Below are 24,714 nucleotides of genomic sequence, written 5' to 3'. Positions count from 1 at the left end.
GACGCCCCGCACGGATCGGCCGCTCGCGCCGTCCGGCGCGGCGACACCGGAGCGCGCCCTCACCACGGCCCGAGCGACTCCACGGCGTGGTCCAGGCGCACCATGGCGCGGTAGGGATGCGCGTCGGGATCCCAGAGGCCGCCGCCGTAGGCGAGGGCCTGCGCCAGGACGAGCCGGCCGTGCCGCCGCATCAGCGCGGGAATGTCGTGATGCACGACCAGGAAGGCATCGGCCGCCGGAAAGGCGGTCAGCAGGGCCACGACCCCTGACACGACCTCGATGCTGGCGGGCGACCAGCACTCCGTCGGCCGGCTTGGATCGGGCGTCGCGCCGAGGGCGAAGGCGACGCGCCAGTTCGGCGCGATCTCGGTTTCCCAGGGACAGACCAGCGGATCACGTGCGTGGATCCGCCGGATGCCGATGCGCAGAAGCGCGGTTTCGACCGTCACCTCCGTCCGCCCCTGCGCCACGCGGGGGCCGAGCGCCGCCAGGGGCGCCGCGATCTCCGGGGCGCTCTCGGCGAATTGGTCGAGGTACAGGACGTGGGACAGGCGTTCGTCCCATGGGAACCGCGCATCCATCGCACTACGTCCGGGCGACCGGCAGGATGGGGGCGGTTTCGGCGGCGATCCCGGCCGCGGCCAGGCGCGCCGGCAGTTCGACAGACCACGGGTGACCGCGCGAGCCGAGATCGGGGGAGATCACGGTGCGGCCCCCGCGCCGGAGCAGCCCCGGCAGGTCGGGGTTGAGGGTCAGGAGCGCGTCCCCGTGCACCGCGGACAGCAATGCGACACTGGCCGCCACCGTGCTGAGCTCGAAGGTCCAGCCCCCGCCCGGCGCACGACGGCTCCGAAAGGTGAGACTGCAGGTCGCCCGGCAGCCGAACATCGCGCCGAAACCCGTCTCGCCCGGAGCCTTCCCGCGGATCGACACTACCGTGCTGCCGCTCAGAACGTGGCGGATGTCGTGCCAGTCGCCTCCATCCACGTAGCGCCCGGTCCAGAGCAGCAGCGACCGGATGGCCTCGCCCGGGAGCGACGTATCGAGATCGAGGTGGTGCTCGATCGCCACGTCGCCCGCCCCCCGGCAGCCGCTCCGGTGCCCGCCCTCAATTGTCGAGGAAGCTCCGCAGCTTCCGCGACCGGCTCGGGTGCTTGAGCTTGCGCAGCGCCTTCGCCTCGATCTGGCGGATGCGCTCGCGGGTGACGCTGAACTGCTGGCCGACCTCTTCGAGGGTGTGGTCGGTGTTCATGCCGATGCCGAAGCGCATGCGCAGCACGCGCTCCTCGCGGGGCGTGAGCGAGGCGAGCACCCGGGTGGTGGTCTCGCGCAGGTTCGACTGGATCGCCGCGTCGATCGGCAGGACGACGTTCTTGTCCTCGATGAAGTCGCCGAGGTGGGAATCCTCCTCGTCGCCGATCGGGGTTTCGAGGGAGATCGGCTCCTTGGCGATCTTGAGGACTTTTCGGACCTTCTCCAGCGGCATGGCCAGCTTCTCGGCCAGCTCCTCCGGGGTCGGCTCGCGGCCGATCTCGTGCAGCATCTGACGCGAGGTGCGGACGATCTTGTTGATCGTCTCGATCATGTGCACGGGGATGCGGATCGTGCGGGCCTGGTCGGCGATCGAGCGGGTGATCGCCTGCCGGATCCACCACGTGGCGTAGGTCGAGAACTTGTAGCCGCGCCGGTACTCGAACTTGTCCACCGCCTTCATCAGGCCGATGTTGCCCTCCTGGATCAGGTCCAGGAACTGCAGGCCGCGGTTGGTGTACTTCTTGGCGATCGAGATCACGAGCCGGAGGTTCGCCTCGATCATCTCCTTCTTGGCCTGGCGGGCTTCGCGCTCGCCCTTCTGGACCATGTGGACGATCTTCCGGTACTCTTGGATCTCCAGGCCGGTCTCGGAGGCGAGCGAGGTGATCTGCTCGCGCAGGGTCTGGATGCCGTCGGCGCCGCGGTCGGTGAAGTTCTTCCAGCCCTTGCCGCCGAGCCTGCCCACGCGCTCGACCCAGTGCGGGTCGAGTTCGTAGCCCTGGTAGTGGCGCAGGAACTCGTCGCGTGACACGCCGTGGCTCTCGGCGAGCCGCATCAGGCGGCCCTCCTGCGAGATCAGGCGCTTGTTGATGTCGTAGAGCTGCTCGACCAGCGCCTCGATGCGGTTGGCGTTGAGCGACAGCGACTTCACGTCGATGACGATGCGGTTCTTCAGCTCCGCGTACTGGCGGCCCTGCTTCTCGCTCGCGTCGCCGCCCTGCAGGCGGGTCTCGGCCTGGTCGGCCTGGACCTTGCGCAGCTTGCGGTAATTGTCGGCGATGGCGTCGAAGGTTTCGAGCACGCGCGGCTTCAGCTCGGCTTCCATCGCCGAGAGCGAGACGTTGTTCTCGAGGTCGTCCTCGTCGCCGTCGGGCTCGGGGGCCGGCACGTCGCCGTCGGGCGCGTCGCCCTCGGGCTCCGCCTCGGCCTCGCCCTCTGCGGGTCCGCCGCGCCCGTCCGGGCCGGCATAGGTCGCTTCGAGGTCGATGATGTCGCGCAGCAGCACCCGGCCGTCGACGAGTTCGTCGCGCCAGATGATGATGGCCTGGAAGGTCAGCGGGCTCTCGCACAGGCCCGCGATCATCGCCTCGCGCCCGGCCTCGATGCGCTTGGCGATGGCGATCTCGCCCTCGCGCGAGAGCAGCTCCACCGAGCCCATCTCGCGCAGGTACATCCGCACGGGGTCGTCCGTGCGGTCGGTCGGCTCCTTGGTGGTCTCGGTGCGCAGCACCGCGGGCCGGGTCTGCGCGACCTCGGCGACCTCGGTGCCCTCGGCGGGCTCCTCGTCCTCGGTCGCCTCGCCGCCCTCGGCCTGGTTCTCGTCGGCCTCCTCGGCCTCGACCACGTTCACGCCGAGTTCGGAGAGCTGCCCGAGCACGTCCTCGATCTGCTCGGAGGTGAACTCCTCCTGAGGCAGAACCTCGTTGAGCTCGTCGTAGGTGACGTAGCCGCGCTTCTTGGCGAGCTTGATCATCCGTTTGACGGAGGCATCCGTCAGGTCGAGGAGCGGTCCATCGGTCTGCTGCTCGGGAGCCGCTTCGGTCTCTTCTCGTTCCGTTGCCTTCGTCGCCATGATCAGCCTATGGTTCCGGTGCCGGCCCGCCCGGAACGGGGGAGCCCCCCGCCTCGTCGGCACCGCGATGTACAGACGGGCAGCGGAGCCACCGGCCCTGCCGCCCTCGAATCTCCGTCGCAATCTGCAAGCGCTACGCTTGACTTATTCTTAACTATCCCGCCCCGGGCCCCGAAGTCACGCCTCGCGCGTCAGTGCGGATCGGAGCCCCCGTCCGGCACGTCCGTCTCCGCCTCGGCGGCGGTCACCAGTGCGAGCCGATCCTTCACATCGCACAGCCATGCGAAATTGGCCTCGGTGTGATCCTCGGCAAGGGCCCGCTCGGCCGCCCGGAGTTCGCTATGTAGAGATCCGGCGTTGCGGTGCAAGATCACGGCCTGCCGGAGCGCGTCTTCGAGCCGCAGCGGATCGGCGTGCGGATCGAGCGCCCAGCGGTCCCCCGGCCGCACCAGCGCGGCGATTCGCCCGGCCGCGGGAGGGAGCCCGGCGCGGGCGAGGCGCCCGTCGAGCAGGGCCGCGTCGGCCTCGCCCTCCGCCGCATGGTCGATCAGCACGTCGCGCAGCGCCTTGGCGTCGGGGCTCGTCAGGTCGAGATTGGCCAGATCCTCGGCGAGGTCGGCGGCCGCGCCCGAGAGCAGGCCCGGATGGACGAGCAGCACCGCGATGATCAGCGCCTCGCGCGACGAGGAGCCGCCGGAGAAGAGCGAGGAGCGCGCGAGCAGCGGGCTCGCCCGGGCAGTGAGGCGGGGCGAAGCGGCGCGCTCCGGCGCCCCGCGGGACCGGGCCACGAAACCGCCCGCCTCGCGGCGCGCCCGCGGCGCGGCTCCGGGGCCCAGCGTGCGCAGCCGCGCCTCGATCTCGTCGCGGTAGAAGCGCCGCAGGGTCTCGTCGCGGATCTGCCCCACCATCTCCCGCAGGCGCTGCGCGAGGCCGGCGCGGCGCTCAGGCGTGTCGACGGGGCTCATCTCGCTCTCGCGCGACCACAGCACGTCCACCAGGGGCCGGGCACCGCCGAGCACCCGGTCGATCGCGCCCGGGCCGCCCGAGCGCAGCAGGTCGTCGGGGTCCTGGCCCTCCGGCAGCAGGGCGAAGCGCAGGGACTTGCCGGGCGCGAGGCCGGGGAGCGCCACGTCGAGGGCGCGGTAGGCCGCCCGCCGCCCCGCCCCGTCGCCGTCGAAGCAGAGGATCGGCTCGTCGGCCATGCGCCAGAGGAGCGCGAGCTGCTCCTCGGTCAGCGCCGTGCCGAGCGGCGCCACCGCCTCGGGATGGCCGGCCAGCGTCATGGCGATCACGTCGACGTAGCCCTCGACGGCGATCACCCGGCCCGCATCGTGCGCGGCCCGGCGCGCGACGTGGTGGTTGTAGAGCACCGATCCCTTGTGGAAGAGCGGCGTCTCCGGGGAGTTGAGGTATTTGGGCTTGGCATCCGGAGCGAGCCCCCGGCCCCCGAAGGCGATCACCCGGCCGCGCAGGTCGCGGATCGGGAAGATCACCCGATCGCGAAAACGGTCGTACGGGACCGCGATGTCCTCGCCGCCGACGAGCAGGCCGAGCTCCACCATGGTCTCGGCGGCGACCCCGCGCGCGGCGAGGTGGTCGCGCAGGGCGTAGCGCTCGGGCGGCGCGTAGCCGAGCCCGAAATCCCGCACCACGGCGCCGTCGAGGGCGCGCCGCGCGAGGTAGTCGCGGGCCCGGGCGCCGGCGCGGCCCTGGAGCTGCTCGGCGAAGTAGGCGGCGGCGAGATCCATCACCTCCAGGGCGCCGCGCCGCCGCTCCTCGGTGTCGCGGCTCTCGCGGCTGGGCGCGGGCAGCGGCACGCCGGCCTCGCCCGCCAGCCGCTCCACCGCCTCCGGGAAGCTCAGGCCCTCGGTCTCCTGCAGGAACCGGAAGTGGTCGCCGTGCTTGCCCGACGAGAAGCAGTGGTAGAACTGCTTCTGGTCGTTCACGTAGAACGACGGGGTCTTCTCGGCGTTGAAGGGCGAGAGGCCCCGCCACTCGCGTCCGGCCTTCTTCAGGCGCACCTTGCGCCCGACCAGGTCCGAGAGCGGCAGCCGGGTCCGGATTTCGTCGAGAAGGTGGGGCGGGTAGCGCACGCGACGGTCCGGCGACTGAACGGACCGCCCTTATAGCGCGCCGGCCTCGGCAGAGTCCTAACGCCGCCGCGCCCGGGTGGGCCGCACCAGCGCGTCGAGGAAGCTGCGGATCTCCCTGCGGCGCAGCCCCGCCTCCAGCACCTCCGGGCCGAGACCGAATCGCCACGCGAGATCGGCGCGGCCGTCGGGATCCGCGTGGAGGTCGCGCAGCGCCTGCGCGTGGGCGGTCACCCCCGCCGCGTCGCCGCAGAATCCGGCCGCGACGATCTCGCCCGCGCTCAGCCGCAGCATCGCGGCGACCTCGTCGAGGTCGAGTTCGGGGTGGTACTGCGTGCCCCAGAAGGTGCCCGCCTCGTAATCGAGCGCGATGGCCTGCACGTCGAGGCGGCCGTTGGCAGCCAGCACGGTGCTGCCGGGCGGGGCCGCGATCACCGCGTCGCTGTGGATCGCGGGGGCGTCGTAGGCCGGCGGGCGCCCCGCGAGCAGCGGGTGCGCCCGGCCCGGCCCGGTCGGCGCGATGTTGCGGGCGAATCCGTATTCCGGCCCGCGCGGGTTCGCCCCCGCCGCGCCGCCCGCCAGCACGGCGGCGACCTGCACGCCCCAGCAGGAGCCGAAGACCGGCACGCCTTCCGTGAGGGCGGCGCGCATCAGCGCCACCTGCCGGGCCACCGCGGGGCCGCCCTCGGCCACCCGCAGGGAGGAGCCGGTGAAGACGAGGCCGTCATAGGCCGCGAGCCCCGCGGGCAGCGCCGCATCGCCGTCAGCGGGCGCCAGGAGGTCGCAGGCCGCGTCGGGGGCGAGCGCCCGCAGCACGCCCGCGTAGGTCTCAGCGGAGGTCTTGCCGCACACGCGGACGTGGCGCGCCCGGCCCGCGCGGTCGTTCCCGTCCGCCACGAGCAGACGCAGCATCGGTCCCCTTTCCCTGATCATAGCCAGGGCGCAACGTGGGGTGATCGGGGCTGTTCCTGGGCGCGAGCGTCGCAGGGGCGGTCAGGCCGGGGCCTGCGTGATCAGGCCGGGGCCTGCGTGAAGTACCAGGGATGCCCCTCGGGGTCGTGCGCGGTGTAGCTGCGGCCGTAGGGCAGGTCTGTCAGGGGCGAGACGATCTCGGCCCCGGCGGCCTGCGCCCGCGCGTGATGCGCGTCGATGCCGGTGAGGTAGATGAAGACGCCCTGGCTCGCGGGGCCGGCCGCGCCCGGCGGGCGAAGCCGCGGGTCCTCGCCCACCTGCCCCATCATGATCCGGGCGCCGTCGAGCGACATTTCGGCATGGATCCCGGAGGCCGTCGGCACGCGCAGGTCCTCGCGGAACCCGAAGGCGCGCGAGAGCCAGTCGAGGGCGGCGGGCACGTCGCGGTAGAACAGGTAGGGGATGATCTCGGGTCTCTGCACGGATCGCTCCGGGGCTTTCACCGCGACACCCGATCGCGGCGCTAAGGTTTTATGGAACATCGCTAATTTTTCGGTTAACGGCCCTTAAACCCGCCTCATTTAACGTCTCTCCAAGGACCCGCTCGAACCGACATCGCCGCTGCGGGCGGGGCTCTCCAGGCTCCTCTCGCGACGCGGGCCGGTTCACCCGGGATCACGAGGGTGCACGAGATGGCGAAGGGACGCGACGGTCGGGTCGAGCCAAGATTCGACGCGCCGGAGGGGCGCCCGGATCCGGCCGCGCTCGATCTGCGCCTGACGCGCGGAGACCGGGCGGGGGCGAGCGTGGCACGATCGAAGACGACGGGGGGCAAGGCGACGGGGGGACAACGCCCGCGCGCGCCGGCCCCCGCTCCGCGGCGCAGGCGCTCGTTCCTCGGGCGCGTCGCCTACGGCCTCGTGATCCTCGGGGTCTGGGGCGTGGTCGCGCTCGCGGGCCTCGTCGCCTACCACGCCTCGCAGCTGCCGCCGATCGACCAGCTCGCCGTGCCCAAGCGGCCCCCGAACATCGCCATCCTGGCGAGCGACGGCTCGCTGCTGGCCAACCGGGGCGAGACCGGCGGGCGCACGGTGGCGATCCGGGAACTCCCGCCCCACCTGCCGCGGGCCTTCGTGGCGATCGAGGACCGTCGCTTCTACGGCCATCTCGGCATCGACCCGATCGGCATCGCCCGGGCGCTGTTTCGCAACCTGACCTCGCGGGGCGTCGCTCAGGGCGGCTCGACCCTGACGCAGCAGCTCGCCAAGAACCTCTTCCTCACCCAGGAGCGCACCGCCTCGCGCAAGATCCAGGAGGCGATCCTGGCGCTGTGGCTGGAGCACCGCTACTCCAAGGACGAGATCCTCGAACTCTACCTCAACCGGGTCTATTTCGGCGCGGGCGCCTACGGGGTCGAGGCGGCGGCGCAGCGCTACTTCGCCAAGCCCGCCAAGGACGTGACGCTCGCGGAGGCCGCCATGCTGGGGGGCCTCGTGCAGGCGCCCTCGCGCCTCGCGCCCAACCGCAACCTTCCCGCCGCGCAGGCCCGGGCCGCCCAGGTGCTCGCCGCCATGCAGGATCTCGGCTTCGCCAAGCCCGCCGAGGTCAAGGCCGCGCTCGACAGGCCGGCCAAGCCCAACCGCGCCCCGGGCGGCGGCTCGGCCAACTACGTCGCCGACCTCGTGATGGACGTGCTCGACGACTACGTCGGCACCATCGAGTCCGACGTGACGGTCTCGACCACCGTCGATCCGGTGCTCCAGGCCGCCGCCGAGAAGGCGCTGGTGGACGAACTCACCCAGAAGGGCGCGCGCTTCAACGTCGGCCAGGGCGCGGTCGTGGCGATGCGCCCCGACGGGGCGATCCGCGCGCTCGTGGGCGGCCGCGACTACGCACAGAGCCAGTTCAACCGCGCCACCACCGCCAAGCGCCAGCCCGGCTCGGCCTTCAAGCCCTTCGTCTACCTCGCGGCGATCGAGCGCGGCCTCACCCCCGACACCGTGCGCGAGGACAGCCCCGTGACCGTGAAGGGCTGGAGCCCGGAGAACTACACCCGCAGCTACGCGGGATCGGTGACGCTGCGCGACGCGCTCGCCCACTCGCTCAACACGGTGGCGGTGAAGCTCGGGCTGGAGGTCGGGCCGAAGGCCGTGGTGCAGACCGCGCAGCGCCTCGGCATCACCTCGCCGCTCCAGGCCAATGCCTCGATCTCGCTCGGCACCTCGGAGGTGACGCCGCTCGAACTCGTCGGCGCCTACGCGGTGTTCGCCAACGGCGGCACCGGGGTGATCCCGTACGTGATCGCCAGCGTGAAGACGGTGGGCGGCAAGGTCGTCTACAAGCGCAGCCCCGCCGGCCTCGGGCGGGTGGTCGATCCCGCGGCGGTCGGCATGATGAACGCGATGCTGCACGAGGTCTTCGTCAGCGGCACCGCCAAGAAGGGCGACATCCCGGGCTACGACCTCGCCGGCAAGACCGGCACCAGCCAGGATTTTCGCGATGCCTGGGTGGTGGGCTACTCCAGCACGCTGGTGACCGGCGTGTGGCTCGGCAACGACGACGGCGAATCAACCAAGCGCGTCTCGGGCGGCAACCTGCCGGTGGAGATCTGGAACCGCTTCATGACGACGGCCCTGCGCGCCGACAAGGTCGCGGCGCTGCCCGGCGCGGGACGCTGGCGGCGGGGCGGCAACGCGATCGCGGCGGCGGGGTCCGACGGCGGCATCGGCGGCCTGATCGGGGGGCTGCTCGCCGAAGCCCCGGCGCCCGCCCCGCCCCGGCCGGTGTCCCAGCAGGGCCGCGGCGGCCCGAGCCGCGAGGACCGCAACTTCCTGGAGCGGCTGTTCGGCATCGGCGAGTGAGGCCGGGTGCCCTGCGCCTCATTCGGCGATGTCTGCATCCGCAAGCCCACTCGGGAGAGGGGAGAATCGCTTTCTCTTCGACTCGAACGGATCAGGCGTGAACCGTATGCGACGGCCCCGACCCGGGTCCGTCGGGAGAACATGGCGGCGCGGGCCGCCCGCTCAGGCCGCCCGCACCTGGGCGAGGAAGCGGGCGATCGTACCCGTCAGCCGCCGGGACTGGTCGGCCACGTCCTCGGCGGCGCGCGACAGGCCGCCGGCCACACCGGCCGCGTGGTCGGCATCGTCGCCCACGCCCGCGATGACGGCGGTGACGACCTGCGCGCCCTGCGCCGCCTCCGTGACGTGACCGGCGATCTCGCGCGTCACGGCCTGCTGCTGCTGCATCGTCGCGGCGATCGCCGCGGTGAGCACCCCCATCTCCTCGACCGTGCCGGCGATGCCCGACACCGCCTCCACGGCCTGCGCCGTCGCGCTCCGGATGCCCGCGATCCGCGCCCGGATGTCCTCGGTCGCCCGCGCGGTCTGTCCGGCCAGCTCCTTCACCTCGGTCGCCACCACGGCGAAGCCGCGGCCTGCCTCGCCGGCCCGGGCCGCCTCGATGGTCGCGTTGAGCGCGAGCAGGTTGGTCTGGTCCGCCACGGTCGCGATCAGGCCGACCACCGCGCCGATGTGGTGGACCGAGTCCGACAGGTCGTGGATCGTCGCGCGGGTGCGCTCGGCCTCGCCCGCGGCGCGGCGGGTGGTCCCGATCGCGCGGTCGACCTCGGCGGCGATGGTCCCGATCGAGGCGGTCAGGCTGTCGGCCGCCTCCGACACCGTCCGGACATTCGCGGAAGTCTGACCAGAGGCTGCCGCGACCGCGACGACCCGCTCGCGGGTCTGCCCGATGGCCCCGGCGACGGTCGCAGCCCCCTCCTCCATCCGGGCGGCGACCGCCGACAGGTCGGCGGCCGCGCCCCCCAGTTCGGCGTCGAGCCGGTCGGCCAGCGCCAGCACGGCGCCGTGCCGCTCCGCCTCGCTGCGCAACCGGGTGGCGAGTTGCTCGGCGACGAGGTCGCGGTTCTCCAGCATCTTGGCGTGGAACACCCCGAGGGCCGCCGCGATGGCGCCGAGCTCGTCGCGCCGCCGCAGGCGCGGCACGCTCGCGCCGAGGTCGCCACCGGCGATCCGCTCCATCGCCTGCGCCATCAGCGTGAGCGGCGAGGAGATGCGCTGCCTGACCCAGAGCGAGAGCAGGCCCGCGCAGAGCATGGTGAGCCCGATCGCCCACCACATGCGTTCCGTCGTCGCCGCGCGCGAGAGCGCGATCTCGCTCTGGCCGCGCTCGTAGACGGCCGAGACCGCCTGATGGATCTCCGCGATCAGGGCCTGGAGACGTGCGTAGATGCCCGCGAGGTCGGCGGCCTCCTCCTTCAGGGTGTCGGCGCCCACCGTGTAGCCGAGGAAGGTCTGCTCGTAGGTCCGGAGCAGGTCGGCCAGCTCGGCCTTGACCGAATCGGGGAGCGGCGAGGCCGCCAGCGCCGGCCCGAACGCGGCGGCCCGGTCGCGCAGCTCGTCGGCATATTTCTCCTCGCCCCGCAGCATGAAGTCCTTCTCGTGCCGGCGCATCATCAGCATCAGCACGGACAGGCGCGGCTGGTCGACCGCGGCGAGGCGTTTCTCGACTTGGTGCACGGCCTCGCGCAGCCGGCCCTGCAGGCCCTGGTTCGGGTCGATCCCGAGCGTCCGCTGCGCGGCCGCGACGTTCTGGAACCGGGTCGCGTAGAGGTTGAGGCCGGGCCGGACGGCGTCGATCCGGCGCAGCGGATCCTCGGCCGGCACCTCCGCGAGGGCGCGCTCGATCTCGCCGAGGCGCTCGCCGGCCCGGGCGATCAGCGCCTCGCGCTGGCCGATCAGCGCCTCCTGCCGCCGCAGGAGGAAGTCGGTCTCGATCTGCCGGGCCGCGACGAGGTCGCGGTCGACGGCGGTGATCGCCGCGTGCAGGCGCGCGCCCGCATCGGCGATCGCCTGGAAATGCGCCTGCGTGCGCGCGCCGCCCGTGTAGATCAGCCCGAGGAGCAGCACCCCGCCCATCCCCAGGGTGGCGATCTGCATCCGCAATCCGAGGCGGAGACGGGGAAGGCGCATGGCGGACTCGTCGGTCGAAGGCCCGTCAGGATGCGTCCGGCGCCTTAACGCAGCGTTATCCGACCGCTCTCGCCGACGCCTTGCGCCCTTCACTCCGCACCGATCTTCGCCACGATTGCCTAGCCGCGAGATCAGAGAGAAACCGGTCGCCCGGCCAAGGCACCGATATTTGCATCGATCATGCAATCGACATCGCCGCCCTTCCGCACTGCAATATTCGGCACGATGCGTGGGATTTGAGAATCAGCGCGAGTGATCGCGGCTGCATACGCCGCATCGATTCTCCTTGGGAGACCGAACGAGACCTCCGCGCGGCGCTCCATCATCGACCAGCCGCCACAGACAGGCGCCGATGCCGGCCGTACCTTGGGACGGGGCTCGTCCGCATGCCGCGAAGCGGGCGGGCCGGGACGCATCGGCCGCCGCTCGGCCTCCCTCGGGAACCGACTCTGCCCTGCGGAGCGACCCCGATTAGCTGCAATCGTTCACCGGGAAAACAAAGCAATTCGAATTGCCATATTATCCCAAAGCGGCTTCGGAATGGTGATCGAGGCTGTGGCAGAAAGATCACTGCACGTAACGGCCTTGGCTGCAGCATGCCTTATCATGGCTTTGTCGTGCAACCCGTCTGATGGCGGGATTGCGGCAGAAGCGTGAAACTGGCTAATTCCGACGGAACGGCGCTCCGGCGCCGAAATACGAGAAGTACTCCGGGGTCTGGAGGGGGTTCGATGTCTGCGTTGCGCCGTGGTCTGCTGCTCACGACGATCCTGGTGCCGTGCGCGCTCACGAGCCTGGCGGACCGCGCCGCGGCGCAGGGCACCACGATCGCGCTCGACGCCATCGACGTCGTGCCGGTCACGCCGGTGGGCGGGGCGGGCGGCATCGGCCGCTCGGAGGGCGGTGTCCGGGTGCCGACGGGAGGCACCCAGACGCTGAGCCGGGTTCCCTTCACCGTGGAGACCGTGACGGCGCGCCAGTTCGAGCAGGACCGCGCGACGCTCGACCCGACCTTCACCCTCCAGCGCACGGTTCCGGGCGTCAATCTCTCGGACGGCCAGGGCAACAGCTTCCGCCAGACCCTGACCTACCGCGGCTTCGACGCCTCGCCGCTCCAGGGCGCCCCCCAGGGGCTCGCCGTCTACCAGAACGGCACGCGCATCAACGAGGCGTTCGGCGACGTGGTGAACTGGGACCTGATCCCGCAGGTCGCCATCAACCGCATCGACATCGTCACCGGCAACCCGATCTTCGGCCTCAACGCGCTCGGCGGCGCGGTCAACATCGAGATGAAGAACGGCTTCACGTGGCAGGGCAAGGAGGTGTCGGTGATGGGCGGCTCCGACGGCCGCATCCTCGGCACCCTGCAGTACGGCGAGGTGATCGGGCCCTGGAGCTTCTACTTCGCGGGCGAGGGCCTGCGCGACCGCGGCTGGCGCTTCGAGTCGCCCTCCGAGATCGGCCGGGTCTACGCCGATATCGGCCACCGCACGCTCGATTCGGAGTTCCACCTCATCGCCTCGGGCGCCAAGACCTTCTTCGGTGCCGCCGCCGCCTCGCCGGTCGACTTCACCCGCCTCAACGAGCGCGCGATCTTCACCTCGCCGCAGACCATCGACACCGAGGTCGGCCAGATCCAGGTCACCGGCAAGGTCAACCTCTCGCCGACCTGGGACATGTCGGGCGTGGCCTATGTCCGCCGCTTCAGCCAGTTCGTGGTCGACGGGAACGACGGCAACTTCGAGAATTGCAGCACGCAATCGTCCTTCCGCGGCTCCCTGTGCTTCGAGGATGACGGCTTCGAGCGCGCGCCCGGCCAGTCGGCCCAGGCGTTCCGAAACCAGTTCCTGATCCTGGGGCCGCAGAACCAGCGCATCCCGTTCCGGGCCGGCATCCCGTACGGCACCCTCGACACGGTGCGCACCGAGGCGACGAGCTACGGCGGAACGCTCCAGGCGACGAACCGCGACCGGATCTTCGACCGGCCCAACACCTTCATCGTCGGCGGCAGCATCGACGCGGCCTATTACAGCTTCAAGTCGGGCAGCACGCTGGGGGTGATCAATCCGGATCTCACCGTCACGACGGACCCGAACAACCCGGTCTACGGCAACATCCCGGGCCTCGGCGTCGGACCGATCCGCACGGCGGCGGCGCTCGGCATCGCCCCGAGCCAAGTGTTCGGCTCGAACCTCTACATGGGCCTCTACGCCCTCGACACCCTCGACGTGACCGACCAGCTGTCGCTGACGGCCGGCGCGCGCCTGAACTTCGCGCGCATCACCACGCAGGACCAGACCGGCTTCTCGCCCGACGTGACGGGCACCCACTACTTCGCCCGCATCAACCCGGCGGCGGGCCTCACCTACCGGTTCTTCCCCTGGCTCACCCTCTACGGCGGCTACTCGGAGTCGAACCGGGCGCCGACGCCGCTCGAACTCGCCTGCGCGAATCCCGACCGGCCCTGCCTGCTGCCGAACTCCCTCGTCGCCGACCCGCCGCTCAAGCAGGTCGAGGCGCGCACCTACGAGGCGGGCTTCCGCGGCACGGTGGCGGACGTCTACGAGGGCGGGCTCGTCAACTACAAGCTCGGCTTCTTCCGCACCGACCTCTCCAACGACATCCTGCAGGTCGCGGTGCCGGGCAACGCCGCCCGCGGCTACTTCGTGAACGTGCCGGCGACCCAGCGCCAGGGCATCGAGGTGGCGGCCGAGTACGTGGGCGAGCGGCTGCGCCTCTACGCCAACTACGCGCTGATCGACGCGACCTTCCAGTTCCGCGGCGACCTCTCCTCGCCCAACAACCCGCTGGCGGATGACGGCCTCATCACCATCCGGCCGGGCAACAAGCTGCCGCTGATCCCCGAGCACCAGATCAAGGCCGGGTTCGACTACGCGATCACGCCCCAGTGGCGCGTGGGTTTCAACGTGGCGGCCTTCTCCTCCTCATACTTCCGCGGCGACGAGTCGAACCTCAACCGCAAGCTGCCCGCCTACGCGCTAGCCAACCTCAACACCAGCTTCCTCATCACGAAGAACGTCGAGGTGTTCGGGCTGGTGACGAACCTGTTCAACACCCGGGTGCCCAATTTCGGCACCTTCCTGGAGCGGACGGAACCCGGCGAGCTGTTTGCCAACCGCTACGCGCTCAACGATCCGCGCACCACCACGCTGATCCAGCCGCTCTCGGTCTACGGGGGCGTGCGGGTGACGTGGTGACGGGGCGCGGGCGGGATTTGACAAGCCGCGCCCGCCTCCGCTTCTGGTGACGAGCCGGGCCGCGCCGCGGCCCGGCGCAGCTGGTTGAATACCCCATGATCGTCGAGGCCGGATTGCACGACAGCCCTCCCGCCCCGCGCGGGAGCGGGTGGCCTGCCCTGTGGTCCGGCCGTCCGATGCGGGCGCGCCTGATGGTGGTGGTGGTCGTCATCAACGCCGTGGCGGCCCTCGTCTCGGGTGCGGTGATCATCCTCAAGGCCCGCACGGCGACGCAGGTCGAGACGGCCGCGTCCCTCGCCGTCGCCGAACCGCTGGTCGCCGAGACCCTGCAGGTGCTGCAGGACGCGCCGGTCTCCGGCCTATTTCCGATCCTCGACCTGCGCTTCCGCTCCGTGCGGCACGTGCGCGTCTCGCTCCTCGACGCGGCGGGCGCGCCGGTCGTCACGGGCGACGAGGCCCGGCGGCACTCGGGCGAGGCCAAGCGGCGGGCCCCCGCGTGGTTCGCCCGCCTGATCGCCTCGCCGGTGCAGCGGCACGAGGTGCCCCTGGTGCTGCGCGGCACGCGGATCGGCACCGCCCTGGTCACCACCGAGCCGTGGGACGAGATCGACGAGGTCTGGGGCTACGCGGTCGCGCTCGGCCTCACCGGCGCGGCGCTCAGCCTCGCCATGCTGGCGACGCTCTACTTCGCCTTCGGGCGGCTGCTCAGCCCGCTCGCCCGACTGGCCGAAGGCCTGACGCGGCTGGAGCAGCAGGATTACAGCCCGCGCCTGGAGCGGCCCGACACCCGCGAACTCGCGGTGATCGCCGCGCGGTTCAACCGCCTGGCTGAGGCGCTGGAGTCCGCCCGCGCGGCCAACCGGCACCTCAACCGCCAACTCCTGACCGCCCAGGACGACGAGCGCCGCCGGACCGCGCTCGAACTCCACGACGAGTTCGGCCCCTGCCTGTTCGCTCTCGAAGCCAATTCCTCCTCGATCGCCCGAATCGCCGCGACCCTCGACGATCCGGCCCGCGGGCGGCTGCGTCAGCGCACCGACGACGTCGCGGCGATCGTCAAGCGCGTGCAGGTGATCAACCGGGGGCTGCTCAGCCGGCTGCGCCCCGCCGGCCTCGGCCAGGCGCCGCTGGCGCAGTGCCTCGACCTGCTGCTGCGCGACTTCATCCGGCACAATCCCGGCATGTCGATCGAGGGCCGCTTCGCGCCCCTGCGCCGGAGCTACGGCGACATCGTGGACCTCACCGTGTACCGCTGCGTGCAAGAGGGCATCACCAACGCCCTGCGGCATGCGCGGGCGACGGGCATCCGGGTCTCGGTGGCGGAGCAGGCGGAGGGCGGCCTGCTCGCTCTCTCGGTCGCCGACGACGGCATTGGGCTCGCGCCCGAGCCGGCCCTGGGCCACGGGCTGCCGGGCATGCGCGAGCGCGTCGCCGCGCTGGGCGGGCGCCTCGCCTTCGCGGGCGCGGCGGCCGGCACCGTGCTGTCGGTGTCGATCCCGGTCGAGCCGCCGGGCGCGGGAGAGGAGGCCGCGTGAGCGCGATCCTGCTCGTCGACGACCACCCGATCGTCCTGCAGGGCTGCCGCACCCTGCTGGAGGCGACGGGCGCCGCCGTGCTGACCGCCGCGACCCTGCCGGCCGGCTACCGGATCGCCCTGCGCCACCACCCCGCCGTGGCGGTGATCGACCTCGCCTTTCCGGGGCGCGACCTCGCGGGACTCGCGCTGCTGCGCCGCCTCCAGGCGCGCGCGCCGCGCACGCGCTGCCTCGTGTTCAGCATGCACGCCGATCCCGGCATCGTCGCGCGCGCCCTCGAAGCCGGGGCGCTCGGCTACGTGCTCAAGGACGCGCCGGCCTCGGACCTGATCCAGGCCGTGGAGCGGGTGCGGGCCGGGCGTCCCTACCTCGACGGCACGCTGGCGGCCGAGGTGGCGCTGCTGAGGAGCGACCCGCGCCGCCAGGTGCTGGGCCGGATGAGCCCGCGCGAGCGGCGCATCCTCGTGCTGCTGGCCGAGGGGCGCAGCTACACGGCGATCGCGGGCGACCTGTCGGTGAGCTACAAGACCGTGACCAACGCCTGCGCGGCCCTGCGCCAGCGCCTCGGGCTCGGCACGCTCACCGAACTCACGCATTTCGCGGTCCAGCACGCGCGCGACCTCGCCTGAGCGGCGGGCGCGATTCCGTTGCGTCAATCCGGTCTTTCCGCCATGACAATCCGGTCAGGTGCATCCGCCTGACGGCTGAAAGGAGGTGAGTCGCTTGAAACGTCCGAGGCTGGTCCTGGAGATCAAGATTCTGGGTTGGCACCTACTCTTGATCGTCAGGTAAGGCTAGGGAGCCGGGGTTCACACCCCGGCTCCCGCGGATGGGAAGAGCGGCTCACCTCCGTTAGGGAAGATAGCACGAGCGCCGCCCCGGTCAAAGCACGGGGCACCGCCCTCACCGTCCCGGGGTGAGGCGCAGGATGCGGCCGTCGCTGCGCCCGTCGGTGGCGACGTAGACGGCGCCGTCCGGTCCCACCTTCACGTCGCGGATGCGCGCGTCGAGGGGCACGCGCTCCTCGCTCACCACCTTGTCGCCGTCGAGCCTGAGCACGACGAGGCCCTTCGACACGAGGCCGCCCACCAGCATCGCCTCGCGCCAGCCCTCGAACAGGGCGCCGTCGTAGCGCGCCATGCCGGAGGGGCCGATGACCGGGTCCCAGTAGTAGATCGGCTGCACGGTGCCCGCGCGCTGGGTGATGCCCTGGCCGACCTTCGCGCCGCTGTACTCAATGCCGTAGGTCACCTCCGGCCAGCCATGGTTCAGGCTGGGCTGCGGACGGTTCAACTCGTCGCCCCCGCGCGGCCCATGCTCCACCGTCCAGAGGCGCCCCTGCGCGTCGAGGGCGGCCGACTGGATGTTGCGATGCCCGTAGGACCAGATCTGGGGCACCACCTTGTCCTTGCCAACGAAGGGGTTGTCGCTCGGCGCCTGCCCGTCGGTCTTCATGCGGAAGACCTTGCCCAGGCCGCTCGACAGGTCCTGCGCCTGCCCGCGGGTCTGCGTGTCGGAGCGCTCGCCCACCGTCACGTAGAGGGTGCCGTCGCCCGCGAAGACGAGCCGCGAGCCGTAATGCTTGTCGCCGTTGTAGGTCGGCATCTGGCGAAAGATCACCTCGAGCCCGTCGAGCCGGGCCCGGCCGCCCTCCTCCACCAGCTTGGCCCGCGCCACGGTGGTGCCGTTGCCGCCCTGGCGCGGCTCGCTGTAGCTGAAATAGATCGTCTGGTCGGACGGGAAGGACGGGCTCAGCGCCACGCCGAGCAGCCCCCCCTGCCCGCGCGCATCGACCTTCGGCACGCCCGTCACCTCGACGCCGGCCCCGCCCTCCGGCGAGACCAGCCGCATCCGGCCCTCCTTCTCGGTGACGAGCAGGCGGCCGCCGGGCAGGAACTCGAAGGCCCAGATGCCCTTCAGCCCCTGGACCACCGGCGTGACCGTGACGGGCGTCGCCCGCTCCGGCTGCGGCGCCCGCGTCTGGCCGGGCAGGGCCGGCTTCTGGTCGGGCGCGTTCGGCGCCTGGGTCTCGGCTGGAGGCCGCGCGCCTTGCGCCGCGGCGCCGTGCACCAGGGCGCCCTGAACCAGGGCGGCGGACAGCGTCAGGAGGGCGGCGAGGCGCATGACAGGTCTCCGAAGGCAAACGCCCACGAGATAGATGGCGCGCGGCGCGCGGCAACGGCGCCGGATCCCCGCCCGCCTGCGGTCCGTTGTCCGCCATGACGCTGGATCTCTCCGCGCTGCCGCCCCGCCGTGGGCGCCTCGCCGCCCGTCCGCCGGCCGTACCGCCCGGGCCGCCCGGCGCACCCGGGCTCCGCCGGCTCGGCCTCGATCCGGAACGCGACGGGCTCGTCCTCCTGCCCGACGGCCCCGGCCCCTTCCCGCTCGTCGTGATGCTGCACGGAGCGGGAGGCGTCGCGGACGGCGCCGTGCGGCTCATCGCGGCCGCGGCCGAGCGGCACGGCGCGGCGATCCTCGCGCCCGAATCCCGCGATCCGCGCAGCTGGGACCTCGTGCGCGGCGGGCGCTGCGGCCCCGACGTCGCCTTCCTCGACCGCGCGCTCGCCGCGACCTTCGCGTGGCTGCCGGTGCGGGCCGAGCGCATCGCGCTCGCGGGATTCTCGGACGGCGGCTCCTACGCCCTCTCGCTCGGCCTCGCCAACGGCGACCTGTTCGCGGCGGTGCTGGCCTTCTCGCCGGGCTTCGTGGCGCCGCCGGACTATGTCGGCAGCCCGCTGGTGGTGGTCACGCACGGCAGCGAGGACGCGGTGCTGCCCGTGACCTCCTGCGGCCGGCGCGTGGCCGCGAGCCTCGATCACGCGGGCTACCGCCTCGCCTACCACGAGTTCGCGGGCGGCCACGTGGTGCCGCCGGACCTCGCCGACGCGGCGCTCGCGGCCTTCCTGGCGGATTAGAGCATTGTCCGACGAAGTGGATGCCGGTTCGTCGCAGACAATGCGGCACAATCAAAAACCTAGAGCAGGCTTCACGGTTCAACCTGATCGAAGCCTGCTCTAGCGGCCCGCCATGTTGCGTCCCGGCCTCCGGACGCAACATATCGGCGCCCGATCGGCCTGCGCGACGCAAAACGCCGGACATCCGCCGCCCCTATACCCTCGCCGCACGACAAGCCCCGCACGGGGGCGGGGGAGGCGGACATGGGTACGGCGCGACTGATCCTGATGGGGGCGATGCTGGCGGCAGCCGCCGTGGCGGCGGCGGACGGGCGGCTCGCGCCCGATCCGGTCCTGCGCCCGGCCGTGCAGGCGCCCGCCCCGGCCGATCCCTGCGCCGAGGCCGCGTGGCCCTACCGGCCGCAGGGCTGCGCCGCGGGCCTGGAGCGCCGGCCCGTCCGGGTGATCGGCGGCGCCCCGCGCGTCCACACCGCCGCATACTCGGCCGAGCGCTGAGACCCGCCCATGCCCCATTTCAGCGCCGAGATCCTCGATGACGACCTGGAGGGGGCGCTGCTGCTGCGCGACGTGCTCGGCCCCGCGGAGCCCGCACGCGGCCGCGCCGGCCTGCTCCCTTCGCTCAAGCCGGCCGACCCGGCCGAGGCTCCGCTCCCCCACCGGCGGGGCGGACGCGCCGGCGTTCCCCGGCCGGTCCGGCCCCTGTCGGCTGCGGCCGCGACGTCGATCCGCCGCGCCGCTTCTTGCCCCCGCTCCTGATCGGGCTCTACTCTGCCGTGCGGATCCGCTCGGGTCCTGGGTCGGGGCGAGGATGCGGGTCGGCCAAAAGATCGTTCTGGTCGGTGGTCTGCCCATCGCGATCGCCGCCCTCATCGCGCTCGCCGGCTGGCTCCTCCTCGCGGAGGCGGAGCGCGCCCGCGGCGGCGCCGTCATGGCCGGCACGATCTACCGCACGCTCACAACCGCCACGACGGTGCGCGACGAGTTCCTCGCCGCGCGGGCGGACGAGCGCACCGACCATGCCGAGCGCTTCGCCCGTCTCACCGCGGAGGCGAGCCGCCAGCTCGACGAGCTGAACCGCCTCGCCCGCACACCCGATCAGGATGCCCGCATCGAATCGGCCCGCACGGCGCTGACCGATTCGATCGACCGCATGCAGGGTCTCGTGCGGATCACGCGCGAGAACGACGGCCTCATCGCCGAGATGGCGACCCGGGCCGACACCCTGGTGCGCCTCGCCGATCAGGCGCGCGAGCGCCAGCGGGCGGCGAATCTCGACCTCGTCGCCTCCCTCACCGACAAGGCGAACCGCCTGCGCCAGGTGCGCGACGTCGTCGGCGCGGTGAACGCGCTGCGCACCGTGGTGGCGGCGCAGGAGATGGAGGTGCTCCGCCACGGCGCGGCGCGCGGCGCGCCCCTGACGACGCAGGTGCGCAACGCCGCCCGCGACCTCGCCGAGGCGCTGCGGGCGGACGGGCGCGCCCGCGACGCGGAAGAGATCCTGATCCTGGCCGCCGCCTACGAGGGCTCGCGCGCGGGCGAGGAGCCGCAGACGCTCGCGGCGACCGGCGTCCCGGCCCCGGCGATCTCGCCCGCGGGTGTGCTCGCCGAGTGGTGCGACCGGGTGCTCAAGATCGACGGCTCCGCCCAGCGCTCGCTCCACGACGAGGTGTCCCAGCTCCTCGCCTACGCGGTGCGCGCCAACGAGACCGAGCAGGCGACCCAGAACATCGCGCTGTCGACCCTCAAGCTCGCGCAGCGCACGGCCGAGGCCCTGCGGCGGCGCGATCCCGGCACCGCCGCCGCGGCCCTGGACGAGGGCGCCACGCTGTCGGAGACCGCGGCGGCGCTGCCGATCTCGCCCCTGATCCAGGGCGAGATGCTCGACGCGATCGACGGCTGGCGGGCGCGGCTCGGCACCACCATCGAGGGGCTGCGGCGCCAGAACGCCGGCATCGCGGAGATGGACCGGCTCGCCGCCGCCATCGGCGAGAGCGCGCGCAGCCTCAACCAGATCTTCATCGACGACGCGGACCGCTTCGGCCGCTCGATCCGGCACCTCCTGCTGGTGGGCGCCACGGCGGGTCTGATCTTCGGCTCGGCGGCGGCGCTCGGGGTGGCGCGCTCGATCACCGCGCCCCTGCGCCGCCTCCAGCGCGGCATGCTGGCGCTGGCGGCCGACCCGTCCCGGCACGATGTCGGCGATGCCGACCGCCGGGACGAGCTCGGCGACATGGCGCGGGCCACCAACGTGTTCGTGGGCGAGATCGGCCGGCGCGAGCGTGCGCTCCGCCGCGCCAAGGAGGAGGCCGACCGCACCCTGAGCGAGCTGCGCCAGACCCAGGCCGACCTGATCCAGGCCGAGAAACTCGCCTCACTGGGCCAGCTCGTCGCGGGCGTCGCCCACGAGATCAACACGCCGCTCGGCATCGCGCTGACCACCGCCACGCTGGTGCGCGACGAGGCGCGCGAGTTCCGGGCGGTCGCCACCGGCGGCCAGCTCTCGCGCTCGAAGCTCCTGGGCTTCGTCGACCGGGTCCAGGAGGGCGCGCACCTCCTGACGGCCAATCTCGGCCGCGCGGCCGACCTCGTGCACAGCTTCAAGCAGGTGGCGGTGGACCGGGTGAGCGACGACAGCCGCCGGATCCCCGTGCGCGGCTGGCTCGGCGAACTCCTGCACAGCCTGGGGCCGCTCCTGCGCAAGGGCGGCCATCGCATCGACCTCGTCTGCCCGGAAGAATTCGAGATCGAGACCTATCCGGGGGCGCTCGCGCAGGTCGTCACCAACCTCGTGAAGAACGCGGTGGTGCACGCCTTCCCGGAGGGCCAGCCGGGGCACATCGCCGTGACGCTCGTGCGCGAGGGCGGCTTCGTGCGCCTCGACGTCGCCGATGACGGCCGGGGCATCGCCGGCCCCGACCGCGAGCGGATCTTCGACCCCTTCTTCACCACCGCCCGGCACCGGGGCAGTTCGGGTTTGGGCATGCACATCGTCTACAATCTCGTCACCGGCCGCCTCCAGGGCCGGATCGCCGTGGAGAGCCGGGAGGGCCAGGGCACGCGGGTGCGGGTCGAGTTCCCGGCCACCCTGGCGGCGGAGGCCGCAGGCGCGGGCCGCGAGGTCCGCGCCGGCACCGCCGAAGGACCCCGCGAAGGCGCCCGCGAAGGAGCCCGGACGTGATCCGCCGGCGCGGCCTCGCCGCCCTCCTCGCCGTCGCGCTCGCCGGGCCGGCGAGCGCCAGGACCCTGGTCTTCTGCTCGGAGGGCAATCCCGAATCGCTCAACCCGCAGCTCGTCACCACCACGACGGGCATGGACGCCACGTGGCCGGTCTACAACACGCTGGTCGAGTTCGCGCCCGGCACCACCACGATCCAGCCCGCGCTCGCCGAAGCCTGGACCGTGTCCGAGGATGGGCGGACCTACCTCTTCCGCCTGCGCCCGAACGTGGCGTTCCACACCGCCCCCCGCTTCCGGCCGAGCCGGCCGCTGTCGGCCGACGACGTGGTGTTTTCCTTCGAGCGCCAGTGGAAGCCGGACCACCCCTTCCACCGCGTCTCGGGGGGCGGTTATTCCTACTTCCGCGACCTCGGCCTGCCCGACCTCCTCGACGCCGTCGAGGCGGTTGACCCGCTCACCGTGCGCATCCGCCTCAAGCAGCCGGACGCCACCTTCCTGGCCAATCTGGCGATGGCGCTGGGCGGCATCCTCTCGGCCGAGTACGCCGCGGTGCTGCAGGCGGCCGGCGACCCGGAGCGGATCGACCGCGAGCCGATCGGCACCGGCCCGTTCGCCTTCGCGGGATTCCAGCCCGACGTCGTCCTGCGCTACCGCACCTTCCCAGGCTACTGGGGCGGGCGCCAGCCGGTAGACAGCCTCGTCTTCTCGATCACGCCGAACGCCGCGGTGCGCCTCGCCAAGGTCCGGGCCGGGGAGTGCCACCTGACGGCCTTCCCGAATCCGGGCGACCTCGACGCCATCGCGGCCGATCCCGCCCTGGTGCTGATGCGCCAGGAGGAACTCAACATCGGCTACCTCGCGCTCAACACGCGCACGCCGCCCCTCGACGACGTGCGGGTGCGGCGCGCCATCAACATGGCGATCGACAAGGAGGCGATCGTGCAGGGCGTCTACGGCCCGGGGGGCACCGCCGCCCGGACCCCGATCCCGCCGAACCTCTGGTCGCACGATCCGGCGATCCGCGACGAGCCGCTCGACCGGGAGGCGGCCCTGCGCCTGCTCGCGGAGGCCGGGCTGCCGCAGGGCTTCGAGGCCGAGCTGTGGTACCCGCCGGTGAGCCGGCCCTACAACCCGAACGGCCGCCGGGTCGCCGACCTGATCCAGGCCGACCTCGCCCGCATCAACATCCGGGTGCGGCCGATGACCGAGGAATGGAGCACCTACCGGGGCCGGATGCTGGCCGGCGAGACGGCTCTGGCCCTGTTCGGCTGGACCGCCGACAACGGCGATCCCGACAACTTTTTGGGCGTGCTGCTCGGCTGCACGGCGGCGCGCCCGGGCGGCAGCAACATCGCGCGCTGGTGCGAGCCCCGCTTCGACGCCCTCGTCACCGAGGCGCGGCGCACCGGCGACCAGGCACACCGCGCCGCGCTCTACCGCCAGGCGCAAGGCATCTTCAAGCGGGAATCACCCTGGGTGCCGATCGCGCATTCCGCCGTCTTCGTCGTGGCGCGCCGGGAGGTGACGGGCTACCGGATGGACCCGCTCGGCCGCCACCTCTTCCGCGGCGTCGGCCTCTCCGGCACGCCCTGAGGGGCGGCCCGCAGCGGGCGCGCCAGCGCGCGAGGCCGGATTTCCGACACGGTTGTGCGTCAGCGAGCGAGCTTGCGATCAGCCCAACCCCGTTTCCCGGACGCGTCCATGCCGCTCGACCCCGCCTCTCCGCCGACCGTGGTCCCGGTCGGACCGGTCCGCTTCGGCAACCACCTGCCGCTCAGCCTGATCGCCGGGCCCTGCGCCCTGGAGAGCCGCGCCCACGCGCTGGAGGTGGCGGCCGCGCTGAAGGAGATGGTCGCGCCGCTGGGCCTCGGCCTCGTGTTCAAGTCCTCCTTCGACAAGGCCAACCGCACCTCGGCCGGCTCGGCACGCGGGCTCGGCCTGCACGAGGCGCTGCCGATCTTTGCGGAGATCCGCGAGCGCCTGGGGCTGCCGGTGCTCACCGACGTCCACGCGGCCGAGCAATGCGCCCCCGCCGCCGAGGCGGTGGACGTGCTGCAGATCCCGGCCTTCCTCTGCCGCCAGACCGACCTCCTCCTCGCCGCCGCCGCCACCGGGCGGGCCGTCAACGTCAAGAAGGGCCAGTTCCTGGCGCCCTGGGACATGGCGCACGTGGCCGCCAAGGTGACGGGCGCCGGCAACCCGAACGTGATCGTCACCGAGCGCGGCGCCTCGTTCGGCTACAACACCCTGGTCTCAGACATGCGCTCCCTGCCGATCATGGCGCGGGTGACCGGGGGCGCCCCGGTGGTGTTCGACGCCACGCACTCGGTGCAGCAGCCCGGCGGGCAGGGCGCGACCTCGGGCGGTCAGCGCGAGTTCGTGCCGGTCCTCGCCCGGGCGGCGGTGGCGGTGGGCGTGGCGGGCGTGTTCATCGAGACTCACCCCGACCCCGACCGGGCCCCCTCGGACGGCCCGAACATGGTGCCGTTGCGCGCGATGCCGGACCTCCTCGCCACCCTCGTGGCCTTCGACAGGCTCGCGAAGGACCGGCCGGCCGCGTGAGTGCCGCGGGGGGCATCAAGCGCGGGAACCCCTCTCCCGTGCTTTGCCCTTGGCCCGCGTGCCGCCCTTGGCCTCCGCGCGGCAGCGGTCGGAGCAGTAGCGCACCTCGTCCCAGACCCGCTCCCACTTGCGACGCCACGCGAAGGGCCGGCCGCACTGGGCGCAGGTCTTGTGCGGCAGGTCGCCCTTGCGGCGCATGCGCGGCACG

The 24,714-nt window shown here is 72.5% G+C and carries 19 protein-coding genes; 10 read left to right on the top strand and 9 right to left on the bottom strand.

All coding sequences use genetic code 11. The features are described from left to right. Window positions 1-59 precede the first annotated feature (59 nt). From ACKUB9_RS08730 to ACKUB9_RS08705, 6 genes are all read right to left on the bottom strand, one after another. Window positions 60-581, bottom strand: coding sequence for a SitI3 family protein (locus ACKUB9_RS08730; protein WP_407520549.1), 522 nt, complete (start codon window positions 579-581; stop codon window positions 60-62). Window positions 582-585: 4 nt separating this feature from the next. Beyond that, window positions 586-1,071, bottom strand: coding sequence for a hypothetical protein (locus ACKUB9_RS08725; RefSeq protein WP_407520551.1), 486 nt, complete (start codon window positions 1,069-1,071; stop codon window positions 586-588). A gap of 37 nt (window positions 1,072-1,108) precedes the next feature. After that, window positions 1,109-3,106, bottom strand: coding sequence for an RNA polymerase sigma factor RpoD (gene rpoD / locus ACKUB9_RS08720; RefSeq protein ID WP_407520552.1), 1,998 nt, complete (start codon window positions 3,104-3,106; stop codon window positions 1,109-1,111). 191 nt (window positions 3,107-3,297) lie between these two features. Further along, entirely contained in the window at window positions 3,298-5,199 is a 1,902-nt protein-coding gene (gene dnaG / locus ACKUB9_RS08715) for a DNA primase (RefSeq protein WP_407520554.1), read from the bottom strand. Window positions 5,200-5,256: 57 nt separating this feature from the next. Continuing rightward, window positions 5,257-6,108, bottom strand: coding sequence for a glutamine amidotransferase-related protein (locus ACKUB9_RS08710; RefSeq protein ID WP_407520556.1), 852 nt, complete (start codon window positions 6,106-6,108; stop codon window positions 5,257-5,259). A 101-nt stretch (window positions 6,109-6,209) separates the two neighbouring features. Next, window positions 6,210-6,590 carry a VOC family protein gene (locus tag ACKUB9_RS08705; RefSeq protein ID WP_407520558.1) on the bottom strand — a complete coding sequence of 127 codons (381 nt, stop codon included), beginning with the start codon at window positions 6,588-6,590 and terminating at the stop codon, window positions 6,210-6,212. A 210-nt stretch (window positions 6,591-6,800) separates the two neighbouring features. Here ACKUB9_RS08705 and ACKUB9_RS08700 point away from each other — a divergent pair, with 210 nt between their 5' ends. Then, window positions 6,801-8,969: a transglycosylase domain-containing protein gene (locus ACKUB9_RS08700; RefSeq protein WP_407520560.1), complete on the top strand. Its 2,169-nt coding sequence runs from the start codon at window positions 6,801-6,803 to the stop codon at window positions 8,967-8,969. A 162-nt stretch (window positions 8,970-9,131) separates the two neighbouring features. Here the strand turns inward: ACKUB9_RS08700 and ACKUB9_RS08695 are convergent, their stop codons facing one another. After that, complete coding sequence (locus tag ACKUB9_RS08695; protein ID WP_407520562.1) at window positions 9,132-11,099, bottom strand: methyl-accepting chemotaxis protein; 1,968 nt, start codon at window positions 11,097-11,099, stop codon at window positions 9,132-9,134. Between the two features lie 731 nt (window positions 11,100-11,830). Between ACKUB9_RS08695 and ACKUB9_RS08690 the strand changes: the two genes are divergently transcribed. The 3 genes from ACKUB9_RS08690 (at window position 11,831) to ACKUB9_RS08680 (ending at window position 16,481) form a co-directional block, all read left to right on the top strand. After that, complete coding sequence (locus tag ACKUB9_RS08690; RefSeq protein WP_407520564.1) at window positions 11,831-14,317, top strand: TonB-dependent receptor; 2,487 nt, start codon at window positions 11,831-11,833, stop codon at window positions 14,315-14,317. A gap of 95 nt (window positions 14,318-14,412) precedes the next feature. Next, entirely contained in the window at window positions 14,413-15,852 is a 1,440-nt protein-coding gene (locus ACKUB9_RS08685; RefSeq protein ID WP_407520566.1) for an ATP-binding protein, read from the top strand. Further along, complete coding sequence (locus tag ACKUB9_RS08680; RefSeq protein ID WP_407520568.1) at window positions 15,849-16,481, top strand: response regulator; 633 nt, start codon at window positions 15,849-15,851, stop codon at window positions 16,479-16,481. The genes ACKUB9_RS08685 and ACKUB9_RS08680 overlap by 4 nt, the downstream gene beginning before the upstream one ends. A 274-nt stretch (window positions 16,482-16,755) precedes the next feature. Here ACKUB9_RS08680 and ACKUB9_RS08675 read toward each other — a convergent pair whose 3' ends face one another. Beyond that, window positions 16,756-17,976 (bottom strand): PQQ-dependent sugar dehydrogenase, encoded by a 1,221-nt coding sequence (locus ACKUB9_RS08675; RefSeq protein ID WP_407520570.1) that lies wholly within the window; start codon window positions 17,974-17,976, stop codon window positions 16,756-16,758. 95 nt (window positions 17,977-18,071) lie between these two features. Here ACKUB9_RS08675 and ACKUB9_RS08670 point away from each other — a divergent pair, with 95 nt between their 5' ends. From ACKUB9_RS08670 to kdsA, 6 genes are all read left to right on the top strand, one after another. Continuing rightward, window positions 18,072-18,767 carry an alpha/beta hydrolase gene (locus tag ACKUB9_RS08670; protein ID WP_407520572.1) on the top strand — a complete coding sequence of 232 codons (696 nt, stop codon included), beginning with the start codon at window positions 18,072-18,074 and terminating at the stop codon, window positions 18,765-18,767. 243 nt (window positions 18,768-19,010) lie between these two features. After that, window positions 19,011-19,262 carry a hypothetical protein gene (locus ACKUB9_RS08665; protein ID WP_407520574.1) on the top strand — a complete coding sequence of 84 codons (252 nt, stop codon included), beginning with the start codon at window positions 19,011-19,013 and terminating at the stop codon, window positions 19,260-19,262. A gap of 9 nt (window positions 19,263-19,271) precedes the next feature. Next, a complete protein-coding gene (locus tag ACKUB9_RS08660) occupies window positions 19,272-19,523 on the top strand; it encodes a hypothetical protein (RefSeq protein WP_407520576.1) in 252 nt (83 codons plus the stop codon). Between the two features lie 52 nt (window positions 19,524-19,575). Next, window positions 19,576-21,945: an ATP-binding protein gene (locus tag ACKUB9_RS08655; protein ID WP_407520578.1), complete on the top strand. Its 2,370-nt coding sequence runs from the start codon at window positions 19,576-19,578 to the stop codon at window positions 21,943-21,945. Beyond that, the gene (locus ACKUB9_RS08650; protein WP_407520580.1) at window positions 21,942-23,537 is read left to right on the top strand and encodes an ABC transporter substrate-binding protein; all 1,596 of its coding nucleotides are present in this window, start codon (window positions 21,942-21,944) and stop codon (window positions 23,535-23,537) included. Before ACKUB9_RS08655 ends, ACKUB9_RS08650 begins: the two co-directional genes overlap by 4 nt. A 108-nt stretch (window positions 23,538-23,645) precedes the next feature. Further along, entirely contained in the window at window positions 23,646-24,506 is an 861-nt protein-coding gene (gene kdsA / locus ACKUB9_RS08645; protein ID WP_407520582.1) for a 3-deoxy-8-phosphooctulonate synthase, read from the top strand. Between the two features lie 15 nt (window positions 24,507-24,521). On the opposite strand, the gene ACKUB9_RS08640 is transcribed toward kdsA, so the two are convergent. Continuing rightward, window positions 24,522-24,713, bottom strand: a complete 192-nt coding sequence (locus tag ACKUB9_RS08640) for a DUF2256 domain-containing protein (protein WP_407520584.1) — start codon at window positions 24,711-24,713, stop codon at window positions 24,522-24,524. Between the last annotated feature and the right edge of the window lies 1 nt (window position 24,714).

The sequence above is a fragment of the Methylobacterium oryzisoli genome (genome assembly GCF_046557895.1).
In the GTDB taxonomy this organism is placed as follows: domain Bacteria; phylum Pseudomonadota; class Alphaproteobacteria; order Rhizobiales; family Beijerinckiaceae; genus Methylobacterium; species Methylobacterium oryzisoli.
Note: the sequence above shows the minus strand (reverse complement) of the source record. Positions and strands in the feature narration are given on the sequence as shown.

Coding starts and splice junctions, on each gene's coding strand:
- ACKUB9_RS08670 (WP_407520572.1), top strand. CDS start 18,072: ATGACGCTGGATCTCTCCGCGCTGCCGCCCCGCCGTGGGCGCCTCGCC.
- ACKUB9_RS08660 (WP_407520576.1), top strand. CDS start 19,272: ATGCCCCATTTCAGCGCCGAGATCCTCGATGACGACCTGGAGGGGGCG.
- kdsA (WP_407520582.1), top strand. CDS start 23,646: ATGCCGCTCGACCCCGCCTCTCCGCCGACCGTGGTCCCGGTCGGACCG.
- ACKUB9_RS08710 (WP_407520556.1), bottom strand. CDS start 6,108: ATGCTGCGTCTGCTCGTGGCGGACGGGAACGACCGCGCGGGCCGGGCG.
- ACKUB9_RS08665 (WP_407520574.1), top strand. CDS start 19,011: ATGGGTACGGCGCGACTGATCCTGATGGGGGCGATGCTGGCGGCAGCC.
- ACKUB9_RS08685 (WP_407520566.1), top strand. CDS start 14,413: ATGATCGTCGAGGCCGGATTGCACGACAGCCCTCCCGCCCCGCGCGGG.
- ACKUB9_RS08700 (WP_407520560.1), top strand. CDS start 6,801: ATGGCGAAGGGACGCGACGGTCGGGTCGAGCCAAGATTCGACGCGCCG.
- ACKUB9_RS08730 (WP_407520549.1), bottom strand. CDS start 581: ATGGATGCGCGGTTCCCATGGGACGAACGCCTGTCCCACGTCCTGTAC.
- rpoD (WP_407520552.1), bottom strand. CDS start 3,106: ATGGCGACGAAGGCAACGGAACGAGAAGAGACCGAAGCGGCTCCCGAG.
- ACKUB9_RS08655 (WP_407520578.1), top strand. CDS start 19,576: ATGCGGGTCGGCCAAAAGATCGTTCTGGTCGGTGGTCTGCCCATCGCG.
- ACKUB9_RS08675 (WP_407520570.1), bottom strand. CDS start 17,976: ATGCGCCTCGCCGCCCTCCTGACGCTGTCCGCCGCCCTGGTTCAGGGC.
- ACKUB9_RS08695 (WP_407520562.1), bottom strand. CDS start 11,099: ATGCGCCTTCCCCGTCTCCGCCTCGGATTGCGGATGCAGATCGCCACC.
- ACKUB9_RS08690 (WP_407520564.1), top strand. CDS start 11,831: ATGTCTGCGTTGCGCCGTGGTCTGCTGCTCACGACGATCCTGGTGCCG.